The organism is Knoellia remsis (genome assembly GCF_003002895.1).
GTDB lineage: Bacteria > Actinomycetota > Actinomycetes > Actinomycetales > Dermatophilaceae > Knoellia > Knoellia remsis.
The window spans coordinates 1-19,177 of sequence record NZ_PVTI01000009.1; the positions used below are offsets into that span (position 1 = coordinate 1).

Below are 19,177 nucleotides of genomic sequence, written 5' to 3' on the forward strand. Positions count from 1 at the left end.
CGGCGCGAGTGTCCAGGTCCCGGTGCCGGTACCCGTTGCGGCTATTGGTGCGGTCCGGGCTACGGGTGCCGTACTCGGCACCGCACACGCTATCGGCCTGCGCCGACAGCAGCGCGTTGATGAACGTGGTCAGCAGATCGCGCATCAGGTCCGGGCTGGCCTGGGCGAGCTGGTCGTGCAGGAAGACGGCAGGGTCGATACTGGTGTTCGCGGTCATCGCGATGCTCCATTCGAGAGTGCTGTGAGAGGTTCACTCGAAGGATCACGCGGTGACCGCACCTACGTGCGTAGGGACACGCTCACCGGTGTCGTCGTACACCAACCCTATGGACTCAACTCGGTGGCGGTGGGAGCCGCTGTCGCGGCCGCGTTCCTACGTCGCGCGTGCGCTCCAGCTCCCGGCATCCCCTCGGCACTCGCCAACAGGAAAAGCCCCGGTCGCGAGCTCCCGGGGCAATTCCAGTTGGCGGTGGCGGTGGGATTTGAACCCACGGTGGGCGTGAACCCACACACGCTTTCGAGGCGTGCTCCTTAGGCCGCTCGGACACACCACCGCGAAGCAGGATACGCAACCCGTCCGCCGAGACGAAATCGGGGCACGCGTCAGGACTTGGCGGCGAGGAGCTGTTCCATGGCCCGGATCTCGGCCGTCTGGGCGGTCTCCATCGCCGTCGCCAGCGTGACGACCTCCTCGCGGTCCGAGCGGGCCAGCACGGCCTCGGCCATCTCGATCCCGCCTCGGTGGTGCGGGATCATCAGCGACAGGAAGATCTTGTCCGCCTCGACGCTCGTCGCCGCCCGCAGCCGGTCGAGGTCCGCGGGCGAGGCCATGCCCGGCATCGGCACCGGGTCGCCCGACACCGAGGTCGGGGACGCCGACGCTCCGCCGGCGTGGTGCTCGCCGCCCATCCAGGCCATCGGCGGCTGCGACCCGGTGGGGGAGAGCCCCCACAGCTGGAGCCAGGCGAACATCTGCCCGATCTGGCCCTGCTGGCTGGTCGCGATGTCCTCGGCGAGCTTGCGTATTTCCGGGTCCTGCGTCCGCTCCATGACGAGCAGCGACATCTGCACCGCCTGCGCGTGGTGGGTCTGCATGTCCCGCGCGAACCCCGCCTCCGCTGACCCGTCGATCGGGAACCCGTCGCGCCCGAACAACCCCCAGCCGAGCACGAGCCCGGCGAGCAGCGCCACCGACGACAACAACGCGGCGAGACCGAGGACCTCGGCGCGCGAGCGACCCCGCGGACCGGCACCGTCCACCGACGCGTCGAGGTCGTCCTCGCCGTCGATGGAGGTGTCGGTCACCGCGGAGTCGCGCTCGGTCACGACGCGGACGGGCTCGCGCTCGGCGACGGCTGGGTCGAGGGGCCGACGGGGGCGTCACCGGTCGGAGCCGGCGAGGCGCCCGGCATACCCTCACCGGTCGGCAGGTCCGAGCCGTCGGTGCCATTGGTGCACAGCGCATTCGGCTCCGGCGTCTGCGGGCCCTGGCGGAACTCCTTGACGAACTCCTCGATGCGCGGGTCGTCGGCACCGGTGAGCTGGAGCTGCTTGCCCCACGCCGAGATGAACGCCGGTGCCTTGAGGCCCTCGTAGGGCGACAGCAGGGTGTACGTGTCCGGCAGGAGGTCCTTGAACTTGTCGACCTGCTCCTTGGGGAGGTCCGGGCGGTAGGTGATCCACACGGCGCCGTGCTCGAGCGAGTGGACGGCGTTCTCGTTGGGCACCGGCTTGTCGTAGACGCCGCAGTTGAGCCACACCGGGTGGTGCTCGCCGCCGACGGGCGGGTCCTCCTTGTAGTCCACCTTCGTCTGGACGTGCGCACCGCCGTCGTACTTGTAGGACTTCACCGCGGCGAGGCTGGGCGTGTCCTTCTGGTCACGGATGATGGCGAACGCCACGGCGCCGACGATGATCGCGATGGTCACCGCCGCCGCGCCCCAGATGGCGCCGAGGCGGCGGCGGTCCTTGCGCTGCTGCTCCTTGCGCATCTGCGCGACGCGGTCGGTCGCTGCGCGCTGGGCCGCGCGTGCCTTCTTGCTGCCACTGCCGGACGGGGCCACGAGAACTCCTGTTGGTCGATCGGTGTCGGGTGAGATTGTCGCCTATTCGCCTGTCGGGCGCTCGCGGCAGGCCCGATCAGGCCACCCAGTGCCGGGTCGCGACCGCCCAGGTCGCCGCGAGAAGGAGGACGGCGCACAGCCCCAGCCCCACGGCATACAGGCGTCGGTATGCCGGCCGCTCGCCGAGCGTCGCCAGCGCGAGGATCGCGGGGAACCGGGTGAGGGCGTAGCGCGGGGCCGAGACCCAGAGGGTCGAGCACAGGACGACCCCGACACTGAGGCCGAGGTAGGTCAGCTCCGGCCAACGCCGCTGTCGCCCCAGGAGAACGCAGACGGCGACACCGCCGAGGATGGCGACGATGTCGGCCGCGCGGCTTGCGGCGAGCCACGCGTTCGGACTGTCGAGCAGCGAGCGCCAGGCCGCGGCCAGCCCCTCCCACGGCCATGTCGTCGTGCGGTCCCAGCCGCGCTCCTCGGCCTCGCGCTACGCGTTCCACGAGCCGGTGCGTGCGTGCAGGTAGGTGACGAACGCGGCGACCGGCACCGCCGGGAGGCCGAGCGCGAGGACATCCCACCGCGGTCGGGGACGCCCGTCGCGGTGCCACTGCACGGCATACAGGACGACGAGACCGGCTGCGAGGAAGAGGCCATTGACGCGCACCCCGGTCGCGAGCGCCGCGAGCAGCCCGGCCCACCACCAGTGGCGACGGGTCGCGAGCAGCCACGCCCCGAGGGCGAGGGCGAGGAAGAGTGCCTCGGTGTAGATGGCGACGAGGAAGAAGCCGGTGGGCAGGAGCGCGAGGAGCCAGACCGCGCGCGACGCGGCGAGCGGCCCTCCGCGGGCGTCGTCGGTGACGAGCCGCCACAGCAGGCCCGCCGCGACGGCGCCGGCGACGAGACTGACGAGCAGGCCTGCGGCGGTGACGTTGCCGCCGAGGACGGGTGCCGTCGCTGCCATCGTGGCCGGGTAGCCGGGGAAGAATGCCTGGTCGCAGCAGTCCAGGCCGGGCGGCAGGTAGCCTAGGGTCGCGATCCGGACATAGTGGTAGCTGTCCCACGCCGCGAACCGGTCGAGCCACCAGGTCCCGGTCGCCCACTCGTGGTCGACCGCACCCTGGCCGGCCGCGGCCGCCATGACGAGCAGGGTTGCGCCGAGGGCGATCCGGGACGCGAGGAACGCAGCGGCGGCCCGGACCGCCGGCGAGGTGGGCACGGTCAGCCGGTGGTCGACGCGCTGGCGGTGCTGCGGGAGGGGCTGGTGGAGGCGCTCGGGTCGGGGCACATCGGCTTGCCCGTCGGCGAGGGCAGGGGAGCGAGGGACGTGAACTTCGCCCCGAGGACGAGGTCGACGCTGGTGTCCTTGCGCTTGTCCGGAACCAGGGTCGCGCCCTTGCCGGCCATGGGCACGACGAGCTCGGCGCGGCCCTTGCCGCTGGGGCCGAAGCGCACCTCGGCCGGGCCGGCGACGGCGCGCCCCAGCGGGTCGTTCGCGACCTTGCCGACGGAGAACCCGCGCTCCCGCAGGGCTGCGGCGGTGCGGCCGGCGAGGCCCTCCTTCTTGGTGGCGTTGTAGACGTTGACCTTGGTGTTGGCCGGTGTTGGGCGCTTCGGGTCGAAGGGCGTGCAGGACGACTCGGCGTTCGCGGCCGAGCCGCCCCCTGGCTCGGAGGAGGCGCGGTAGTAGGAGTACGCGTACCAGAACGCGAAGAAGAGCATGAGCAGGACGACGAGGATGGTCGTCGACGCGCGCTTCTGCTGCTGCCGGTGCCGCAGCTCGGCGGTGAGTTCGCGGTCGGACATCTGCTCCCCTGTCTGGACTTCGGCTCGGCTGGTCTGGCTCGGCTGGTCTGGCTCGGCTGGTCGGCCCGGCTGGTCGGCTCGGCTACTCGATGACGAGGACGCGCGCGTGCAGCGTCGGTCGCTGGTGGAGGGCGGCGCGCAGGGCGCGGTGCAGGCCGTCCTCGAGGTAGAGCGTCCCCTCGTACTCGACGACGTGGGCGAAGAGGTCGCCGTAGAACGTCGAGTCCTCCGAGAGCAGCATGCCGAGGTCGAGGGTGCGCTTCGTCGTGACGAGGTCGTCGAGCCGGACGAGCCGCGGCGGGACGTTGGACCACTGGCGTGCGCTGTACCCGTGCTCGGGGTAGGGACGCGTGTCGCCGACGGCCTTGAAGATCACGCCCGCCACTGTATGCGGCCATTCTCGGGCGGCGCGCGCCGCCGGGCGGGCCGTGAGCGCACCGTGACCTACCCGTTCGGGCGGTGGCCGGATCGGCCCTCGTTGATTAGCGTCTCGTCTCATCATGTGGGCCACAGCGTGGTGGTCCACGGCAACAGGAGGAAGTCATCCATGCGAGCTCCCCGTCGCAGTGCCATCGCCGGTCTGGCGTTGGCCGGTCTGACCCTGACCACCATCGGTGTCGGACCCGCCCAAGCGGGCAACCCCAACAACTCGGCCAAGATGCGCAAGGCCGTCACCGTGGACGCGGTCATGAACCACCTCGAGCAGTTCCAGGAGATCGCGGACGCCAATGACGGCAACCGCGCCGCTGGCACCTCGGGCTACGACGCCTCGGCCGACTACGTCCAAGGCGTCCTCGAGGCCGCCGGTTACGAGGTCACCCGGCAGTACTTCGAGTTCGAGTACCAGGAGCCGGGTGAGGTCGAGCAGATCTCACCGACGCCGACGCAGTACGTGTCCAACACCGCGACCGGCTCGGGTGCGGGCGACGTCACCGCCCAGGTGACCGCCGTCGACATCCAGCTCGGGCTGGGCAACACCAGCACCTCGGGCTGCCAGGAGTCCGACTTCGCGGGCTTCCCCGTGGGCAACATCGCGCTGATCCAGCGCGGCGGCTGCGACTTCGGCGCCAAGGCCGACAACGCCGAGGCCGCCGGAGCGAGCGCCGTCATCATCTTCAACCAGGGCAACACGACCGCCGACGACCGCAACGGTCCGGTCAACGCGACCCTGGGCAAGTACGACGTCAACATCCCCGTCGCCGGCGTCAGCTATCTCGCCGGCGTCGACCTCAGTGACCCGGCCACGACCGTCGCGCGCGTCTACGCCGCACCCATCGAGATGCGCGAGACCTACAACCTCATCGCGCAGACGGACACCGGCCGCACCGACAACGTCGTCATGCTCGGCGCCCACCTCGACGGCGCGTTCGAGGGTCCCGGCATCAACGACAACGGCAGCGGCGCCGCGGCCCTGCTCGAGACCGCGGTCCAGCTCGCCGAGGTCAAGAAGCTCAACAACGCCGTCCGCTTCGCGTTCTGGGGTGCGGAGGAGCTCGGGCTCCTCGGGTCGAACTACTACGTCGAGGACCTCGTGGCCAACAACCCGGCCGAGCTCGACAACATCGCCACCTACCTCAACTTCGACATGGTGGGCTCGCCCAACTACAAGATCGGGGTCTACGACGCCGACCAGTCCACCTACCCGGCCCCGACCGGCGTGCCGATCCCGGCCGGCTCGATCGAGACCGAGGACGTCCTGACCGACTACTTCGACTCCGTCGGGCAGCCGTGGGTGGACACGGAGTTCTCCGGACGCTCCGACTACCAGGCGTTCATCGTCAACGGCATCCCGGCCTCCGGCCTCTTCACCGGAGCCGAGCAGCCGAAGACCGCTGCCGAGCAGGAGCTCTTCGGCGGGCAGGCGGGCGTCGCCTACGACGTGAACTACCACGGTGCCGGCGACGACATCGACAACGTCAGCCGTGAGGCGCTCGACATCAACAGCGACGCCATCGCGCACGCCGCGATCACGCTCGCGATGAGCACCGAGACGATCAACGGCAAGCGCAGCGCCGGCAAGTCCGGCAAGCCGCACCCGAAGTTCGACGCCACCGGGAGGGCCGCCGCCTGACCGTGCGCTGACGCGCACCTGCGTGACCAGCCGGTATGCCGTCCGCTCGCCCTCGCAGGGGCGCGCGGGCGGCATACCGCCTTCCGGCAGCCCCCGGCCGGCCTGTGTCGAGGGCCTCCACGGCGTCCGCTGACGGTATGCCGGGTGCGCACTAGAGTGCGGAGCGTGACCGAGAACGCGACGCCAGAGACGCCCGCCACCGACGCCGCTCCGGCGGACACGCCCGACGCCGCTCCGGCGGACGCACCCGCCGCAGAGGCACCCGCGACGGAGGCGCCTACGGCCGAGAAGGCATCCACCGAGACGCCCGCCGAGAAGGCGCCCGCGGCCCAGAAGAGCTCGGGCGGCCCCATCCTCGACGAGATCCGGGCGGGGTACGCCTTCGACGGGCCGTCGCTCAACTTCGGCGCGGCCGTCGTCGAGAACACGGCCTACGCCGATGCGCCCGTGCAGATCCCGCTCGCGGTCCTCAACCGGCACGGCCTCGTCGCCGGCGCCACCGGCACCGGCAAGACCAAGACCCTGCAGCTCATGGCCGAGCAGCTCGCCGGCCAGGGCGTCCCCGTCTTCCTCGCCGACATCAAGGGCGACCTCTCCGGCCTCGCCAGCCCGGGCGAGGCCAACGACAAGGTGACCCAGCGCGCACAGGACGTCGGGCAGGACTGGCAGCCCACGGCATACGCGACCGAGTTCCTCAGCCTCGGCGGCCAGGGCAAGGGCGTGCCGATCCGCGCGACGATCACCGACTTCGGGCCCACGCTGCTCGCCAAGGTGCTCGGCCTCAACGACACCCAGGAGTCGAGCCTCGGCCTCGTCTTCCACTACGCCGACAAGAACGGCCTCGCGCTGCTCGACCTCAAGGACCTGCGCGCCGTCATCCAGTTTCTCACGAGCGACGAGGGCAAGCCGGAGCTCAAGGCCCTCGGTGGTCTGTCGAGCGCGACGGCGGGCGTGATCCTGCGTGAGCTCATCGCGTTCGAGGACCAGGGAGCGGATGCGTTCTTCGGCGAGCCGGCGTTCGAGACCACCGACCTGCTGCGCACGACCTCCGACGGCAAGGGCTTGATCACCTGCCTCGAGCTGCCCGGGGTGCAGGACCGGCCGGCCCTGTTCTCGACCTTCCTCATGTGGCTGCTCGCGGACCTCTTCCAAGACCTGCCCGAGGTCGGCGACGTCGACAAGCCCAAGCTCGTCTTCTTCTTCGACGAGGCGCACCTGCTCTTCGCCGACGCGAGCAAGGCGTTCCTCGACTCGATCGAGCAGACCGTGCGGCTCATCCGGTCCAAGGGGGTCGGCGTCTTCTTCGTGACGCAGTCGCCGCGTGACGTGCCGTCGGGCGTCCTCGCGCAGCTCGGCAACCGGGTCCAGCACGCCCTGCGCGCCTTCACCCCGGACGACGCCAAGGCGCTGAAGTCGGCCGTCAAGACCTACCCGCACACGCAGTACGACCTCGAGAAGCTGCTCACTTCGCTCGGCACCGGTGAGGCGGTCGTGACCGTCCTGTCCGAGAAGGGCGCGCCGACTCCGGTGGCGTGGACGCGCATGCGGGCGCCGCAGTCGCTCATGGCGCCGTCGCCCGAGGCGCTCGTCGACCAGACGATCGCCGCGTCGTCGATCGCGGGGAAGTATGCCGCGGTGACCGATCGCGAGTCGGCCTACGAGAAGCTCGCGGCGCGCGTGCAGGCGACGACGCCTCCGGCGTCCGGCGAGGCGGCCGGCACCGGGACTCCGGCGCCGGCTCCCGCGCCCTCGGGTGGCAAGGCTCCGGCACGCAAGCAGGCCCAGCCCAAGGAGGACCCGGGTCTCGTCGAGCAGGTCGTGAAGTCGAGCGCGTTCAAGTCGGCACTGCGCTCGGCCGGCACGGTCATCGGCCGCGAGATCACCCGCTCGATCTTCGGCACCCGCCGCCGCTGAGCCGCGCTCCATCTTGGGCACCCGCCGCCGCTGAGCCGCTGGCGTCGCCACGATCTGCGCCGGTCGCGCCACCGGCGCAGATCCTGGTGTGGGGCGCTCCCATGCGAGCGCCCCTCGGCACACTCTGCGCCGGTGGTCGCGGGCGCGTTGGCTGAGTGTTCCCCGAGAGTCGGCGACGGTCGGCCTGTCGTTGTTGCGAACTCTTTGCAACAACGAGAGGGTCGCGGGCATGGCTGACTACTCCCTCCCCGACCTGCCCTACGACTACGCCGCCCTTGAGCCCTACATCTCCGGCGCGATCATGGAGCTGCACCACGACAAGCACCACCAGGCCTACGTCACGGGCATCAACACCGCCGTCGAACAGCTGGAGGAGGCGCGCGACCGGCAGCTCTTCGGCAGCCTGTCGACGCTCGAGAAGAACCTCGCGTTCCACCTCGGCGGGCACGTCAACCACTCGGTGTTCTGGCCGAACATGTCACCCGACGGTGGCGACAAGCCGGTCGGCGAGCTGGCCGCGGCCATCGACGAGTACTTCGGTGGCTTCGACGCCTTCCGGGCCCACTTCCAGGCCGTCGCGCTCGGCCTGCAGGGGTCCGGTTGGGCCGTACTGGTGTGGGACGTGCTCGCGCAGCGACCGTTCATCGTCCAGCATTTCGACCACATGGGGAACGTGCCGCTCGGCATGGTGCCGCTGCTCATGCTCGACATGTGGGAGCACGCCTACTACCTCGACTACAAGAACGACAAGGCCACCTTCGTCGCGCAGTGGTGGAACGTCGTCAACTGGGCCGACGTCCAGCAGCGTTTCGAGAGCGCCCGCAGCCGGACTCCCGGGCTCATCGCCTGACCGGCGTCGCGCGTCACAGACCGAGAACCGCTGTGGCGTAGGCGTTCTCGACGTCCGCATCGGTGACCGTATGCCGCGTGCCGTCGCTCGCGGCATACGTCACCTCCCAGCCGTCCTCGGTACGTGTGAGGGACAGGAAGCGGTCGCCGAGCAGCTCGCGCAGCTGGTCCTCGCGAGGCAGCCACACGGCCTGGTCGAGCGTCACCGAGTCGAGTGCCCACTCGGTCGTGCCGTTGAAGCCGAGGACGGTCTGGTCGGCGAAGGACTGCGGCTCGACCGTGAGGTCGCTGATCCAAAAGACCTGCCCGGTGAGCAGCTCGGCGTCGATGACGAAGCGGTCGCCGGCGGCGGGCTGCCAGAGCACGCCGGCGTCGTGGACGAGCCGGCGGGCGAGCTCGAGGTCGATCATCGACCCATCATCGCCGCTGCTCGGTCGTGACGGTGATCCACCGAGAGCGAGGAGGCGCCTCAGCGCGAGGTCAGCGATGCCCGGGACACGGGGAAGTCGAAGAACGTCGTCGGGAAGAGCTCCGGCTTGTGGGTGAAGTGCCACCACTCCTCGGGCAGGTTCGAGAAGCCCTGTGCCGCAAGGGTGCTCACGAGAAGGTCGCGGTTGGCGCGGGCCTCGCCGGTGATGGCCGGGTTGGCGGTGTGCGAGAGCGTGTCGAAGCAGTCGAACGCGGTGCCCATGTCGAGCGACGCATCCGGTGCGCGGTCCTCGACGGGGCCAAAGCACGATCCCGCGGGATGCGGCGAGTGCGGCGTCGGTCCGGGACGGGCGTCGACCGGCTGGATCGTGAGGTCGACGGTGCTCGCCCGCGAATGGCCCGACTTCGCCGCGATGTAGCCGTCGGCGAAGAGCCGGGACTTGTCAACGCGGGGATAGAACTCCGACTTCATCTGCTCGTCGTCGAGGTCCTCGGCCCAGCGCACGAAGTGGTCGACGGCGGTCTGGGGCCGGTAGCAGTCGTAGACCTTGAGCGTGAGGCCGCGCGGTCGCAGGGCGTCCTGGGCCCGCGACAGCGCCTCCGCGGTGGGGCGCGTCACGAGGCACATCGGGGCGCGGTAGCCGTCGATACGTTCGCCGACGAAGTTGTGGTTCGTCGTGTAGCGGATCTCCTCGACGATCGTCGGGTCGACGTCGCGCAGGGCGACGATCTCCGCCGGCGCCTGAGCCGGGCGTGCGGCGACGGCCGGCTGGGGCCCGGCGACGGCGACACCCCCGACCATGGCGAGCGAGGCGGTCACGGGGGCGAGGAGACGACGCAGGCTCATGACCCGTGTCTACTCCGCGGCCCCGGTCCTCACAAGAGCGTGAGATACGCCGCCTTCGTGAGGACCGGAGCGTCCGCGGTCTCAACGCGGGTGCGAGGATCGGCCGTGTGACAGCTGCCACCCCTCCCTGCTGCCCCAGCCCACGAGCGTCGAGCCCGGTGACGGCCGGCTGACCTTGACCTCTCCGGTCGTCGTCGACGGCACGCCCCGGTTCGTCCGGCACGTGCGTCGGGCGCTCGGTCCGGGACTCGACGTGCAGCCGGCGGGAGACGGTGCCCCGGCCGTGGTGCGCCTCGTCGTCGACGCTGCGCTGGCGCCCGAGGAGTACCACCTCGCCGTGACCACCCACGGCGTCGAGGTGCGGGCGGCCGACGACGATGCGGCCGGCTGGGCCGTCCAGACCCTGCGCCAGCTCCTGCCGACCGAGGCGTTTGCCCTCTCGGGCCAGGCGAGCGAGTCCGTCGAGCTGCCGGTCGTGACGGTGCGTGACCGTCCGCGGTTCTCGTGGCGCGGGCTGCACCTCGACGTGGCGCGACACGTCATGCCGGTCGACTTCCTGCTCCGGCTGCTCGACCTCATGGAGCTGCACAAGCTCAACGTCTTCCACCTCCACCTCACCGACGACCAGGGCTGGCGCTTCCCCGTGCCGTCGCTGCCCGGCCTCACCGACATCGGCTCGTGGCGGGCGGGCACGTGGCAGGGCCAGACCGGCGAGCTCGACGGGGTGCCGCACGGTGGCTTCTACACGCGCGCGCAGCTCGAGCAGCTCGTCTCGTATGCCGCGGAGCGCGGTATCCGGGTCGTCCCCGAGATCGACGTGCCCGGCCACGTACGGTCACTGCTCGCGGCATACCCGCAGATGGGTGCGCGGCCGGTGGCCGCGATGGAGGTGCCCGGCACCTGGGGCGTCTTCGACGAGGTGCTGTGGCTCGACGACCCGGCGGTCGAGATGGTCGAGACGATCTATGCCGAGCTCCTTGAGGTCTTCCCCTCGACCGACATCCACATCGGCGGCGACGAGTGCCCGACGACGGAGTGGGTCGCCGACCCGCGCGGTGCCGAGCTCGCGCAACGTCGCGGCGTCGACGGACCGGGGCAGCTGCAGGGATGGTTCACCCGCCACCTCGTCGACTGGCTGGCCGAGCGCGGCCGCCGCACCGTCGGCTGGGACGAGATCCTCGAGCAGGGCGACGTGCCGGACGCGCTCGTCATGGCATGGCGCAACCGCGAGGAGGGTGTGCGTGCGGCACGGGCCGGACACGACGTCGTCATGGCGCCGCAGGAGGTCTTCTACTTCGACCACTACCAGGACGCCGGCCCCGACGAGCCGCACACGATCGGTGGGCTGAGCACGATCGGCGACGTCGCGGCATACGACGTCCTCGACGGTCTCGACGACGCGGCGGCGGCGCGGGTCGTCGGCATCCAGGGGCAACTGTGGACCGAGTACATGCCGACGTCGCAGCACGTCGAGTACATGGCGTTCCCGCGGGTGAGCGCGCTCGCGGAGAACGCGTGGTCGGGTCCGGCCGAGTGGTCCGAGCTCGAGCCGCGGCTGACGGCGCAGCTCGCGCGGCTCGAGGCCCGAGGGGTCAACGTGCGCCCGCTCGACGGACCGCGGCCGTGGCAGCGCGGCGGCACCGGACGGCTCACGCGGGACCTGCCGTACAAGCCCTGATCGGCGAGTGCGCCGGCTCGCCGGGTCGTCAGCCGAGGACCCAGGCGAGCAGCAGGATGACCGGGACCGAACCGACTGTCGTGATGAGGATCGTGTCGCGCGCCAGCGTCGTCGCTCGGTCGTAGCGGGTCGCGTGCACGAAGATGTTCTGCGCCGTCGGCAGCGCGGACGTCACGACGATCGCGAGCAGCGCGTGCCCCTCGACCCCGAGCACGACGCTCGCGACGAACCACGCGACGAGCGGTTGCACGAGCAGCTTGAGCAGCGAGGTCGTCGCCAGCTCGGCTGCCGACCCGGCGCGCCCCAGCCCCGGGCCGAGCCGCAGCGCGACGCCATAGGCGACGAGCATGCTCGGCACGGCCATGTTGCCGAGCAGCTCGAGCGGGTTCGCCACGAACGCCGGCAGGGTCCAGCCGGTCAGCGACAGCACGACACCGAGTAGCGAGCCCACGGTGAGTGGGTTGCGGATCGGCCGGGACGCGAACTGCCACCACCGCAGCCGCCCCTCGCGGGAGTCCGCGTCGAGCACCGCGAGGGCCAGCGGTTGGAGGACGAGCATCTGCAGCAACAGCGTCGGTGCGACGTAGGCCGCGTCGCCGAGGACGTAGCTCGCCACCGGGATGCCGAGGTTGCCGGCATTGACGTATGCCGCGCTGAGCGCGCCGATCGTCGTGTCACCGAGGCTGCGGTGCCACACGAGACGGGCGATGGTGACATAGACCGACGCTGCGACGACCGCTCCGGCGACGGACGCGATGAGGTTGCTCGACAGCACGTCATGCACGTTGGCGCGCGACAGGGTCATGACCATGAGGGCCGGGCTTGCGACGAAGAACGCGACCTTGGACAGCACCTGTTGTGCACTGGCGTCGACGATGCGCAGGTGGGCGAGGAGGGCGCCGACTCCGATGACGACACCGATCGTCGCGAATCCGGTGAGTACGCCCTGCACGGGCTGCAGGTTAGGTGGTCGGTCGCAGCACCGGCGTTGCGGTCTCGCGGAGTGACGCGCCCAAGACGGCTCGCGAGCCTCACCGTGACTCGCAAGCCTGATCGATCCAGCTTGCGAGTGACGGCCGGGCTTGCGAGCCGGATCGGGCCTTGCGGGTAGCGGCGACAGCCGACTGCGGCGGCCGCACGCTCGCAGCGAGACATCATGATGCCTGGGCATATGATGCTATGATGCGGCCATGCGGACAACGGTGACCCTCGACGACGATCTCGCTCGCCTCCTGAGCGACCGTCAGCACCGGGAGCGCAAGACGTTCAAGCAGGTGCTCAACGAAGCCCTGCGCGCGGGCCTCACGGTCGCGCCTGCCGAGCCAGAGACGTACCGACATCGCACGCACCGATCCGGGGTCCGTCCCGGGTTCGACATCACCGCGCTCAATCGGCTCGCCGACGAGCTTGAGGACGAGGAGACCACGGCTGGCGGGTCTGCGTGATCATCCCCGACGTCAATCTGCTCGTGTACGCAGTCTTCGACGGGTACCCGCAGCACGAGCGAGCCGCGGCATGGCTGGTCGAGGCGTTGAACGGCGCTGAGGAGTTCGCCCTCACGGCACCGGCCATCTTCGGGTTCATCCGTCTGGCGACCAGCGCCCGGATCCACGAACGACCCCTGTCCGTCGCCGCCGCGACGGAGTACGTCGACGAGTGGCTCGCCCGACCGCAGAGCCGCTTCCTCGGGTCGAGTCCGGAGAACGTGCGGTTGGCGCTCGGGCTCCTGGAGGCGGTGGGTACGGGAGCCAGCCTCACGACGGACGCCCAGCTCGCCGCCCACGCGGTCGAATCGGGCGGAACGGTCTTTTCCAACGACCGTGACTTCGGCCGCTTTGCCGGGGTGCGGTGGGTCAATCCTCTCGACTGACCTCGCCGCTCCGCCGGTCCCAGCCTGTCCCGCCCCGTTCGATGGGTGAGTTTTTCACGGGGTGGGTGGACGCAGCACGGGCGTCAGGGTCTCGAGGACCGTGGCGTCCTCGATCGTCGACGGCACGTTCGGGGTCTTGCCGTCGGCGATCTCGCGCATCGTCTTGCGCAGGATCTTGCCCGAGCGGGTCTTGGGCAGGGCGGTGACGACGTCGACCTGACGCAGCGCCGCGACGGCGCCGACCTCGTCGCGCACCCGCTGCACCAGCTCGGCCCTGATGCGTTCGCCCTCCTCGCCGGAGCCGTCGATGCCGGACTTGAGGACGACGAACCCGCGCGGCAGCTGGCCCTTGAGCTCGTCGGCGACGCCGATGACCGCGCACTCCGCGACGGCCTCGTGGCCGGCGAGGGCGGCCTCGATCGAGCCGGTCGAGAGCCGGTGCCCGGCGACGTTGAGCACGTCGTCGGTGCGGCCCATGACATAGAGGTAGCCGTCCTCGTCGACGAGCCCGCCGTCCCCGGTGAGGTAGTAGCCGGCATACGTCGACAGGTACTCGCCGACGTAGCGGTCGTCGTCGCCCCAGAGCGTCGGCAGCGTCCCCGGCGGCAGCGGCAGGCGGATCGCGATGGCACCCTCCTCGCCCGCAGGGAGAGGTGAGCCGGTCTCATCGAGGATCTGCACGGCATACCCCGGCACCGGGACCGATGGGGAGCCGGGCTTGATCGGCATCGGCTCCAACCCGCGAAGGCTCGACGCGATCGGCCACCCCGTCTCGGTCTGCCACCAGTTGTCGACGACGGGGACGCCGAGGCGGTCGGTCGCCCATTGCCAGGTGTCGGGGTCGAGGCGTTCGCCGGCGAGGAAGAGCGTCTCGAGGCTCGACAGGTCGTAGTCGCGCAGAAGCTCGCCGTCCGGGTCGTCGCGTTTGATCGCGCGGTATGCCGTGGGCGCCGTGAACATGGCCTTCACGCCGTAGTCCTGGATCACCCGGAAGAACGCGCCGGCGTCGGGGGTGCCGACCGGTTTCCCTTCGTAGAGAACGGAACTCGCGCCGGTGAGCAGTGGCGCGTAGACGATGTAGGAGTGGCCGACGACCCATCCGACGTCGCTGGCGGTGAACCAGGTGTCGCCCTCGTTGATGCCGTAGATGTTCGGCATCGACCAGCGCAGCGCGACCGCGTGACCGCCGTTGTCGCGGACGATGCCCTTGGGGCGACCGGTCGTGCCGGAGGTGTAGAGGATGTAGAGCGGGTCGGTCGCCTTGACGGCGACCGGGTCGGCCGGCTCGGCGTCAGCCATGACCTCGTCCCAGGTCATCTCCTCCCAGTCGGTGTCGCGCACCCCGACTTCGGCGGTCGCCTGCTCGCGCTGCAAAACGATGACCGACTCGGGCTTGTGGCTGCTGCGGTCGAGCGCGGCGTCGAGGAGCGGCTTGTACTCGACGACGCGGCTGGGCTCGATGCCTGCCGACGCGGACACGACGGCAACCGGCTTGGCGTCCTCGATGCGCGCGGCGAGCTCGGCCGGCGCGAACCCGCCGAAGACGACGGAGTGCACCGCCCCGATCCGCGCGCACGCGAGCATCGCGACGACGGCCTCGGGGATCATCGGCATGTAGATGACGACGCGGTCGCCCTTCGTCACACCGAGCGAGTCGAGCACCCCGGCGAAGTGCGAGACCTCGTCGAGCAGGGCGGCATAGGTGAGGGTCCGGCGGGTGTCGGTGACGGGGCTGTCGTAGTGGATCGCGGGCTGGTCTCCGCGCCCCGCCGCGACGTGCCGGTCGAGGGCGTTGAAGCAGGTGTTGAGCTCGGCGTCCGGGAACCACCGGTAGAACGGCGGGTTGTCGTCGTCGAGGATGCGCTGCGGGGGAGTGACCCAGTCGATGTCCTGCGCGGCCTCGCGCCAGAACTCGTCGGGATGCTCGATGCTGCGCCGGTATGCCGCGTCGTAGGCCGTCATGTCGGCCATCCTCGCGCTGTGGCCGGGTGGGGACCAGAGGTTGCGCTCGCGGGTGCGGACGAACGGCGCCGGTCCTGCGACGAACGGGGCCGGCTCGGTTCGCGCCTGTCCCTAAGCGTCCAATTGGGTGAGTTCGGGACGCGTCAGGTCCGCTGTCCCGAAGCGTCCAATTGGGTGAGTTCGGGACGCGTCAGCCCCAGTTCGCGGCCTGGGTGAGGCAGAACGGGTGGCCGCTCGGGTCGAGCAGGACGCGCCACGTGTCGCCGGGCTGGTCCTCGGGGAGGGTGGCGCCGAGCGCGACACACTCCTGCGCCGCCGCGTCGAGGTCGTCGACGGCGAGGTCGAGGTGGAACTGCTTGCTGCCGTGCTCGTTCGGCCAGCTGGGCGCCTCGAAGTCGGGGACGGTCCCGAAGCCGAGGGCGTGGTCGGGGCCGGTGAGCATCGCGTAGCCGTCGGCGTCGTGCGCGATGTCCCAGCCGAGGACGGCGTTCCAGAAGGCGGCGTCGCGGCTGGCGTCGGAACTGTCGAGGGTGAGCATCTTGAGGGCGGCGAGGGCCATGTCGTCTCCTGGGTCGGGCGCTGTGGGCGAGTTCGGGTCGGGTGTCCCCGAGCCTGCCTAGGGTGGGGCCGTGTCGGCTAGGACAAACCCGCCATCGCCGCAGCGGACGGCTTCGTATGCCGGGATCCTGCGTCCCGACGAGCTCTCCCGCCGCGTGCAGGTGCGCCGGTGGCCGGCGTCGGAGCGGGTAGCGCCGTGGGTCGAGAACCACTGGTCGCTCCGGTGGGACCTGCCCGACGGCGCGTCCTACGACAGTGAGACGCTGCCGCACCCGACGTGCTCGCTCACCGTCGAACGCGGCACCCACCCCCGGCCGGAGCTCGCCGGCGAGGAGGTCGCCATCACCGGGGTCGTCACTCGCCGCTTCCGGGTCGACATCCGCGGGCGGGGTCGCGTCGTCGGGATGCGCTTCCGGCCGGGCGGCCTCGCCGCACTCACCGGGCACAGTGCCCGCGACTGGACCGACCGCACCGTGCCCGCCGCCGGGGTCGTGTCACCGGAGGTGAGTGCAGCGCTCGGTGCGCTCGACCTCGACGGGGACGACACGGCATACGAGAGCGGGATGACGGCCGTCGAGGCCGCGTTCCCGAGCGATCGCGACGTCGACGAGCGCTACGCGCGGGTGCTCCGGGTCGTTGCCGACATGCTCGAGGACCGGACCTTCTACTCCGTTGCGCAGGTGGAGGAGCGGCACCACGTCTCGACGCGGACGCTGCAGCGCGACTTCCTCCACTACATCGGGGTCGGGCCGAAGTGGGTGCTCGCGCGGTACCGGATGCACGACGTCGTCAGCGCCCTCGACGACGGGTACGACGGGCCGCTGACCGAGCTCGCGATGCGGCACGGGTTCTACGACCAGGCGCACTTCACCCGTGACTTCACGACCCTCGTCGGGGTGACGCCGAGCCGGTACCGCGAGCGTCGGTGAGCGATTTCGTCGGCGCGTGGGCGCTCGGGTAACCTCCTCCGTTGGAGGATTCGCATAGTGGCCTAGTGCGCACGATTGGAAATCGTGTTGGGATAAAACCCTCGGGGGTTCAAATCCCCCATCCTCCGCCAAATAGGTGTGGCCCCCACGCGGCAGCGGGGGGGCCACACTCATGTTGGCAGGTCGGCGCGGCTGGACGCGGAAGTCGGTTCAGGCCGCGGATATCTCCGCGTCCGACCCCGGTTTCCGCGTCTGGGACCGCGCTAGACCTCTTGCATCGGCTCGACGCCGTGGCTAAGTTCCAAGGTGCAGCCCTAGTGCGTGAATTGTTCACATCGTCGTGAACACCGAGGAACCGGAGAAGCCATGACCCCCAGGCCCGTCACCCGCCGCACCGCGATCGCCTCGGCGGTCGCCGTCTCCTTCGCCGCGGGGGCCGCCCCCCGCTCGGCGTTCGGCACCCCGCTCGCGACCCCGGCCGGTCCGCGCGGCTGGGTCGAGTCGACCATCGCGCGCATGACCTTGGAGGAGAAGGTCGGTCAGCTCTTCGTCCAGAACGTCTACGGCAAGGACGCGACCACGCCCGACGACCGCAACCTCCCGCTCTATGGCGTCGCGAGCCCGGCCGAGGTCGTGCAGAAGTACCACCTCGGCGGCATCATCTACTTCGCCTGGACCGACAACGTCGCGAACCCCACCCAGATCGCCGGCCTCTCCAACGGGCTCCAGCAGGCCGCGCTGAGCCAGCCGTCGAAGGTCAAGGTGCCGCTGCAGGTCGCCGTCGACCAGGAGCAGGGTGTCGTCACCCGGATCGGCCCGCCGGCAACCCAGTTCCCCGGCTCCATGGCGCTCGGAGCCGGCCGCTCCACCGAGGACGCCCGCACCGCCGCCCGCATCACCGGCGAGGAGCTGCGCGCCATGGGCATCAACGTCGACTTCGCGCCCGTTGCCGACGTCAACGTCAACCCGCTCAACCCGGTCATCGGGACGCGCTCCTTCTCGAGCCGTCCGGACCTCGCCGCCAGCATGGTCGCGGCGCAGGTGCAGGGCTACCAGGACGACGGCAACGTCGCTGCGTCCGCGAAGCACTTCCCCGGCCACGGCGACACCGCCACCGACAGCCACGTCGCGTTCCCCGTCATCACGCACACCCGCGAGCAGTGGGAGCAGATTGACCGCCCGCCGTTCCAGGCCGCGATCGACAAGGGCATCGACATGATCATGACGGCGCACCTGTCCTTCCCGGCGCTCGACGACTCCGGCAACCCGGCCACGCTGAGCAAGCCGATCCTCACCGGCCTGCTCCGGGAGGAGCTCGGCTACGAGGGCGTCATCGTCACCGACGCCCTCAACATGCAGGGGGTGCGCGACCTCTACGGCGACGCCGAGGTTGCCGTGCGCGCCCTCGAGGCCGGCGTCGACCAGCTCCTCATGACGCCGGCGATGGACGAGGCGTATGCCGCGGTGCTGGGTGCCGTGCGTTCCGGCCGGATCAGCGAGAAGGCCATCAACGACAAGCTGCGTCGCGTCCTCGCGCTCAAGGTCCGTCGGGGCATCGTCGCCGACCCGACGGTCGACGTCTCCGCCGTCCCGCAGCTCGTCGGTCCGGCCGAGAACCTCGCCATCGCCGATGCCGTCTCGAACCGCACGACGACCCTCGTCGTCAACGACGACAAGGTCCTCCCGCTCGCCGCGAGCGGCAAGAATGTCCTCGTCACCGGCTACGGCGTGACGACGACGCAGACCCTCGCGGCGGGCTTGACCGAGGCCGGCGCCACGACGACGACCAACGTCACCGGCACCTCGCCCACCGACGCTCAGATCGCGGCCGCGGTCGCGGCGGCGCAGGGCAAGGACGCGATCGTCGTCACGACGATGAAGGCTTGGGACACGGCCGTCACCGACAAGCGCGCCGGTCAGCAGAAGCTCGTCAAGGCGTTGCAGGACACCGGGATTCCCGTCATCGTCGTCGCCACCCGCGACCCCTACGACATCGCCTACCTGCCCGGCACGCGGACCTACCTCGCGACCTACTCCTACAGTCCCGTCGCCATCGAGGCCGTCGCCCGCGTCATCGCCGGGACGGTGTCGCCGACGGCGAAGCTGCCGGTCGACATCCCCGCCGAGGGCGACCCGTCCACGATCCTCTACCCGTTCGGCCACGGCCTCACCTACTGAAACCACACCCCGACTGGTTGCCCGTTCGT

At 70.6% G+C, this 19,177-nt stretch carries 19 protein-coding genes and 2 tRNA genes; 9 read left to right on the top strand and 12 right to left on the bottom strand.

The window, feature by feature from the left end:
• The 7 genes from BCF74_RS06845 to BCF74_RS06875 form a co-directional block, all read right to left on the bottom strand.
• Positions 1-217, bottom strand: a 217-nt coding sequence (locus BCF74_RS06845) for a transposase (RefSeq protein WP_177426639.1), incomplete at its 3' end; no start/stop codon positions are given.
• 247 nt (positions 218-464) lie between these two features.
• Positions 465-554 (bottom strand) — tRNA-Ser (locus tag BCF74_RS06850).
• Between the two features lie 49 nt (positions 555-603).
• Positions 604-1,326, bottom strand: a complete 723-nt coding sequence (locus BCF74_RS06855) for a DUF305 domain-containing protein (protein WP_245889255.1) — start codon at positions 1,324-1,326, stop codon at positions 604-606.
• On the bottom strand, positions 1,323-2,063 hold the full coding sequence (locus BCF74_RS06860; protein ID WP_245889256.1) for a thioredoxin-like domain-containing protein: 741 nt from the start codon (positions 2,061-2,063) through the stop codon (positions 1,323-1,325). Before BCF74_RS06860 ends, BCF74_RS06855 begins: the two co-directional genes overlap by 4 nt.
• A gap of 484 nt (positions 2,064-2,547) precedes the next feature.
• Complete coding sequence (locus BCF74_RS06865) at positions 2,548-3,276, bottom strand: mannosyltransferase family protein (RefSeq protein WP_146132893.1); 729 nt, start codon at positions 3,274-3,276, stop codon at positions 2,548-2,550.
• 2 nt (positions 3,277-3,278) lie between these two features.
• Complete coding sequence (locus BCF74_RS06870; protein ID WP_106297218.1) at positions 3,279-3,863, bottom strand: LytR C-terminal domain-containing protein; 585 nt, start codon at positions 3,861-3,863, stop codon at positions 3,279-3,281.
• An 82-nt stretch (positions 3,864-3,945) separates the two neighbouring features.
• Positions 3,946-4,239: a type II toxin-antitoxin system VapB family antitoxin gene (locus BCF74_RS06875; protein ID WP_106297314.1), complete on the bottom strand. Its 294-nt coding sequence runs from the start codon at positions 4,237-4,239 to the stop codon at positions 3,946-3,948.
• Positions 4,240-4,410: 171 nt separating this feature from the next.
• On the opposite strand from BCF74_RS06875, the gene BCF74_RS06880 reads away from it, so the two are divergent.
• From BCF74_RS06880 to BCF74_RS06890, 3 genes are all read left to right on the top strand, one after another.
• Complete coding sequence (locus tag BCF74_RS06880) at positions 4,411-5,934, top strand: M28 family metallopeptidase (RefSeq protein ID WP_106297219.1); 1,524 nt, start codon at positions 4,411-4,413, stop codon at positions 5,932-5,934.
• Positions 5,935-6,285: 351 nt separating this feature from the next.
• Positions 6,286-7,848, top strand: a complete 1,563-nt coding sequence (locus BCF74_RS06885; RefSeq protein WP_106297315.1) for a helicase HerA-like domain-containing protein — start codon at positions 6,286-6,288, stop codon at positions 7,846-7,848.
• A gap of 229 nt (positions 7,849-8,077) precedes the next feature.
• On the top strand, positions 8,078-8,698 hold the full coding sequence (locus BCF74_RS06890) for a superoxide dismutase (protein WP_106297220.1): 621 nt from the start codon (positions 8,078-8,080) through the stop codon (positions 8,696-8,698).
• 13 nt (positions 8,699-8,711) lie between these two features.
• Here BCF74_RS06890 and BCF74_RS06895 read toward each other — a convergent pair whose 3' ends face one another.
• Both BCF74_RS06895 and BCF74_RS06900 read right to left on the bottom strand, forming a co-directional pair.
• Positions 8,712-9,107, bottom strand: coding sequence for a hypothetical protein (locus tag BCF74_RS06895; RefSeq protein ID WP_106297221.1), 396 nt, complete (start codon positions 9,105-9,107; stop codon positions 8,712-8,714).
• 59 nt (positions 9,108-9,166) lie between these two features.
• A complete protein-coding gene (locus tag BCF74_RS06900) occupies positions 9,167-9,973 on the bottom strand; it encodes a M15 family metallopeptidase (protein WP_106297222.1) in 807 nt (268 codons plus the stop codon).
• Between the two features lie 130 nt (positions 9,974-10,103).
• Here BCF74_RS06900 and BCF74_RS06905 point away from each other — a divergent pair, with 130 nt between their 5' ends.
• On the top strand, positions 10,104-11,651 hold the full coding sequence (locus tag BCF74_RS06905) for a beta-N-acetylhexosaminidase (RefSeq protein WP_281257177.1): 1,548 nt from the start codon (positions 10,104-10,106) through the stop codon (positions 11,649-11,651).
• A 28-nt stretch (positions 11,652-11,679) separates the two neighbouring features.
• Here BCF74_RS06905 and BCF74_RS06910 read toward each other — a convergent pair whose 3' ends face one another.
• Positions 11,680-12,603: an AEC family transporter gene (locus BCF74_RS06910; RefSeq protein WP_106297224.1), complete on the bottom strand. Its 924-nt coding sequence runs from the start codon at positions 12,601-12,603 to the stop codon at positions 11,680-11,682.
• A gap of 238 nt (positions 12,604-12,841) precedes the next feature.
• Here BCF74_RS06910 and BCF74_RS06915 point away from each other — a divergent pair, with 238 nt between their 5' ends.
• Positions 12,842-13,096, top strand: a complete 255-nt coding sequence (locus BCF74_RS06915) for an antitoxin (protein ID WP_106297225.1) — start codon at positions 12,842-12,844, stop codon at positions 13,094-13,096.
• Positions 13,093-13,521 carry a type II toxin-antitoxin system VapC family toxin gene (locus tag BCF74_RS06920; RefSeq protein WP_106297226.1) on the top strand — a complete coding sequence of 143 codons (429 nt, stop codon included), beginning with the start codon at positions 13,093-13,095 and terminating at the stop codon, positions 13,519-13,521. The genes BCF74_RS06915 and BCF74_RS06920 overlap by 4 nt, the downstream gene beginning before the upstream one ends.
• 54 nt (positions 13,522-13,575) lie before the next feature.
• On the opposite strand, the gene BCF74_RS06925 is transcribed toward BCF74_RS06920, so the two are convergent.
• Both BCF74_RS06925 and BCF74_RS06930 read right to left on the bottom strand, forming a co-directional pair.
• Entirely contained in the window at positions 13,576-15,483 is a 1,908-nt protein-coding gene (locus BCF74_RS06925; RefSeq protein ID WP_106297316.1) for a propionyl-CoA synthetase, read from the bottom strand.
• A gap of 190 nt (positions 15,484-15,673) precedes the next feature.
• Positions 15,674-16,042, bottom strand: a complete 369-nt coding sequence (locus BCF74_RS06930; RefSeq protein WP_106297227.1) for a VOC family protein — start codon at positions 16,040-16,042, stop codon at positions 15,674-15,676.
• 70 nt (positions 16,043-16,112) lie between these two features.
• On the opposite strand from BCF74_RS06930, the gene BCF74_RS06935 reads away from it, so the two are divergent.
• The 3 genes from BCF74_RS06935 (at position 16,113) to BCF74_RS06945 (ending at position 19,148) form a co-directional block, all read left to right on the top strand.
• The gene (locus tag BCF74_RS06935; RefSeq protein ID WP_106297228.1) at positions 16,113-16,970 is read left to right on the top strand and encodes a helix-turn-helix domain-containing protein; all 858 of its coding nucleotides are present in this window, start codon (positions 16,113-16,115) and stop codon (positions 16,968-16,970) included.
• A 43-nt stretch (positions 16,971-17,013) separates the two neighbouring features.
• Positions 17,014-17,101, top strand: a tRNA-Ser gene (locus BCF74_RS06940).
• A 235-nt stretch (positions 17,102-17,336) separates the two neighbouring features.
• On the top strand, positions 17,337-19,148 hold the full coding sequence (locus tag BCF74_RS06945) for a glycoside hydrolase family 3 protein (RefSeq protein WP_106297229.1): 1,812 nt from the start codon (positions 17,337-17,339) through the stop codon (positions 19,146-19,148).
• Positions 19,149-19,177 lie beyond the last annotated feature (29 nt).